4 protein-coding genes and 1 pseudogene are annotated in these 4,118 nt (G+C 36.0%); all 5 read left to right on the plus strand.

Annotated features, from left to right (window positions below; all coding sequences use genetic code 11):
* Positions 1-33: 33 nt before the first annotated feature.
* The 5 genes and pseudogenes from VFS71_RS00395 to VFS71_RS00415 all read left to right on the plus strand — a co-directional run bounded on the left by VFS71_RS00395 (position 34) and on the right by VFS71_RS00415 (position 3,911).
* Positions 34-1,125: an alkene reductase gene (locus tag VFS71_RS00395; protein ID WP_326398682.1), complete on the plus strand. Its 1,092-nt coding sequence runs from the start codon at positions 34-36 to the stop codon at positions 1,123-1,125.
* 32 nt (positions 1,126-1,157) lie between these two features.
* Positions 1,158-1,862 carry an SDR family oxidoreductase gene (locus VFS71_RS00400; protein WP_326398683.1) on the plus strand — a complete coding sequence of 235 codons (705 nt, stop codon included), beginning with the start codon at positions 1,158-1,160 and terminating at the stop codon, positions 1,860-1,862.
* Between the two features lie 22 nt (positions 1,863-1,884).
* A complete protein-coding gene (locus VFS71_RS00405) occupies positions 1,885-2,652 on the plus strand; it encodes an SDR family oxidoreductase (protein ID WP_326398685.1) in 768 nt (255 codons plus the stop codon).
* A gap of 5 nt (positions 2,653-2,657) precedes the next feature.
* The gene (locus tag VFS71_RS00410) at positions 2,658-3,659 is read left to right on the plus strand and encodes an NADP-dependent oxidoreductase (protein ID WP_326398686.1); all 1,002 of its coding nucleotides are present in this window, start codon (positions 2,658-2,660) and stop codon (positions 3,657-3,659) included.
* Between the two features lie 79 nt (positions 3,660-3,738).
* Positions 3,739-3,911, plus strand: a pseudogene (locus tag VFS71_RS00415) (ferredoxin).
* Positions 3,912-4,118: the final 207 nt, after the last annotated feature.

Consider the following 4,118-nt stretch of genomic DNA (forward strand, 5'->3'; position numbering starts at 1 on the left):
GCAAGCAAATTTACAAATTAAATTATAAACACAATGGAAAAGTTATTGATTTTTGATTCTTACCAACTTAATGATAGCCAGTTAAATAACCGAATTGTGATGGCTCCGATGACAAGAAGTCGTTCTAACAATACTGGAAACGTAGCTACAGCCCTAACCGCAAAGTATTATGAACAACGTGCTTCTGCAGGACTAATTATCACAGAAGGCACTTTTGTGAGTGAAGAAGCAATAGGAGTCGTTAATGTTCCAGGAATTTATACTACGGAACAAATTGACGGTTGGAAATTGACGACCGAAGCAGTACATCAAAAAGGAGGAAAAATAGTTGCTCAATTATGGCATACTGGCGCATACTCACATCCGGATTTACACAATGGAAAAAAACCTTTAGCTCCATCGGCTGTGAATCCGAATCAGCAGGTTTTTACCGCCGAAGGCTTTAAGCCATCTGAAGTCTCACAATCTATGACTATTGAAGACATCAAAAGAACCATTGCCGATTTTAAACAGGGCGCAATCAATGCTTTCGAAGCTGATTTTGATGGTGTAGAACTTCACGGAGCGAATGGCTATTTGCTTCAACAATTTTTCAGCAAAAACACTAACCTTCGTGAAGATGAATATGGTGGATCTTTAGAAAATCGTGCTAGAATTTTGTTTGACATTCTGGACGAATTGAAACAAGTGGTTGACATTAAAAAAGTGGCAATCCGCCTAAATCCTTCGTTAAATGGAATTATGGGAATTCTAGTAGATGATGAAACGATCGCTATTTATGACTATATCGTAAACCGATTAAATGATTATGGTTTGGCTTACATTCATCTTATTGAGCCATTTACGGATGTTTCTGCTGTTCCTGATGCTATTCAAGAAGTGGCGAAACACTTCCGTAAAATATACAAAGGCACAATTATTATAAACAGAGCATTTAATAAAGAATCAGCAACCAAAGTCTTGAATGATGGCCATGCCGATTTAGTATCTTTTGGTGTTCCGTTTATTGCCAACCCTGATTTGGTGGATCGTTTTAAAACTGATGCGCCGCTAAATGCACCAGATCAAACAACATTTTATACTCCGGGAGAAAAAGGATATACTGATTATCCAACTCTTAATTAATCAAAACATGATAATTTTAAAAAATATTAAAAATGAAAACAACAGGAAATACAATATTTATTAGTGGCGGAAGCGCCGGAATTGGTTTGGCTATTGCCAAAAAATTAAGTGCTGCAGGCAACAAAATCATAATCAACGGACGTAATGGAGGACGCCTGCAAAAAGCATTGAAAGAATTAGATAATGCTATTGCCATTCAAGGCGATTTATCTGTAGAAACAGACCGCGTTCGAATTGCCGAAGAATTGAAAACAAGCTATCCAGAAACTAATATCATTATCAATAATGCAGGGTCTGCATTTGGGTATTTATTAAGCGAAACTACTAATGCCCACGAAAAAGCTGCTATCGAAATGAATACTAACTATTTTAGCGTTATTCACTTCACGGAATTAATGTTACCCCATTTGCTTGAAAAATCGGAAGCTGCAATTGCCAATGTATCTTCAATCGCAGTTTTTGGCAGTCATAAATTTTTACCAACTTATGGCGCCACAAAGGCAGCATTGCATAGTTACACTGTTGCATTAAGAGAGACTTACGAAGAACAAAAAAATCTTCAGATTTATGAAATTTATCCTCCATTGGTCAATACCGAATTTTCTGCAGAAATTGGCGGTGCTAATGGAATTCCACCATCAGAAGTTGCCGATGAATTTTTCATTGCTTTAGAAAAAAATCAATTTGATGTACCCGTTGGAGATACCAAACAGTTTTTTAAAAAGCTAGAAGCATAATAACACTGTAATTCATTAAATTATGATTTTAAAAGGAAAAACAATATTGATAACAGGAGGCGCTTCGGGCATTGGACTGGAAGCGGCCAGACAATTTTTATCGCTTGGCACAAAAGTGATCATCACAGGCAGAAACGAGGAAAAATTAAATGCTGTGAAAAAATTATACCCACAATTGATTGCCATAAAAAGCGATGCCGGAAATGAAGCAGATGCCATTGCTCTTTTCAATCAGATTCAGGAAATGGGAGGCATAGATATTTTGTATAATAATGCCGGAGTTGGCGTTCCTCCTTTAAATTTAGGAATTCCGAATGACAAACATCTAGAAGGTGCCATATATGAAATGGAGGTGAATTACTTAGGGATCATCCGCTTGAACAATCTTTTTATGGAAATGCTACAATCAAGACGCGAAAGTGCCATTATCAACACCACTTCGATATTAAGTATTGTACCTTCATTGCTTGAAGCTACTTATTCGGCATCCAAAACGGCTCTATCATTTTACACCAAATCGTTGCGCAAACATTTAGAAATTATAAACAGCAGGGTAAAAGTTTTTGAACTAATGCCTCCTCTTGTTGCCACCGAAATGACCTTAGCTAGAAATGATAAAAAAATAAGTACCGAAGAATTGGTAAAAGCATTAATTTCGGGGTTAAAGAAAGATCAATACACCATTCGCGTAGGAGATACCAAATTAGTTTATCTGCTGAATCGCTTTTTCCCAAAGTTGACATTTGGCTTAATTAATCCCAAAAAAGCAAATCAATATCTTAAATCATAATTGCAATGAAAGCATATACCGTTAAAAAATACAGCAAAAAAGATGCTTTGCAACTTGTTGACGTTGCAGTTCCAAGCGTAAAAGAGAACGATGTTTTGGTAGAGATACACGCATCAGGTTTAAATCTTTTAGATTCTAAAATAAAGACTGGAGAGTTTAAATTGATTTTGCCTTATAAATTCCCAATCATTTTAGGTCATGATGTGGCAGGAGTGGTAGTTAAAGTCGGAAAAAATGTAAAGAAATTTAAGGTAGGCGATGAAGTCTATTCTAGAGTTTCAGATTTCAGGATAGGTACTTTGGCCGAATTTATCGCCATAGACGAACAAGATGCTGCGATGAAACCGAAGAATATTTCTATGGAAGAAGCAGCATCTATTCCGTTGGTAGCTTTGACTGCATGGCAAGCTTTAATAGAAAAGGGAAATCTGAAAAAAGGTCAAAAAATTTTCATACAGGCGGGTTCTGGCGGAGTGGGAACCATTGCAATCCAACTCGCAAAACATTTGGGTGCAACAGTTGCCACAACGGCGAGTGAAAAAAGTTTTGAATTCTTGAAAAAACTTGGTGCAGATGTACTTATAGATTATAAAACACAGAATTTTGAAAGCCTATTAAAAGATTACGATCTTGTACTGAATAGTCAAGACACAAAAACACTTGAAAAATCATTGAACATATTAAAGACCCAAGGGAAAGCTATTTCTATTTCAGGACCACCAACAGCTGATTTAGCCATAGAAACAGGAGCGCCTTGGTTTGTGAAAATAATCCTTAACCTAATAAGCAGTAGCATACGCAAGAAAGCCAAAAAACAAAATGTTGATTATACTTTCTTATTTATGAGAGCCGATGGTGGACAATTAAGCCAGATTACAAAACTGATAGAATCAGGTATTATAAAACCTGTTGTAGATAAGGTATTCCCATTTGAACAAACAAACGAAGCATTGACTTATGTAGAAAGCGGTCGTGCCAAGGGAAAAGTGGTTGTGAGAGTGAAATAACACCATGTAGAATATACAAATTAAGTCCTACGACATTAAAATTGGGGACAAATGCATTGGGTGCAATTACTGTGTGGAAATGGCACCATTCAATTTCAAATGTCCAAAAAAGACGGGAAATCATTATTGATTAAAGGCGTAAACGCCAAAGGTTTTTATACTTTAAAATCGACCGACCATACCATAACCGAAAGCTGTGAACTAGCAGCTAAGGCTTGTCCTGTGAAGATTATTTCGGTGAAGGAAACGTAGAAAATGAGCGGTTTGAATAAAGGACAAATCAATCCAAAACAACTTTACGCGATTTAATAAAATTGTATCTTTGATTATAACAAACTGTATAAAATCAATGAATCAATTATGTTAAAAAGAAGTTTCAATACCACAAAAAACCTTAGATTATTTACAACGTATTGGTTGTGTTTATTGTCTTATGGATTGTATTCTCAAACAACAGAA

This window comes from Flavobacterium sp. (genome assembly GCF_035760125.1).
In the GTDB taxonomy this organism is placed as follows: domain Bacteria; phylum Bacteroidota; class Bacteroidia; order Flavobacteriales; family Flavobacteriaceae; genus Flavobacterium.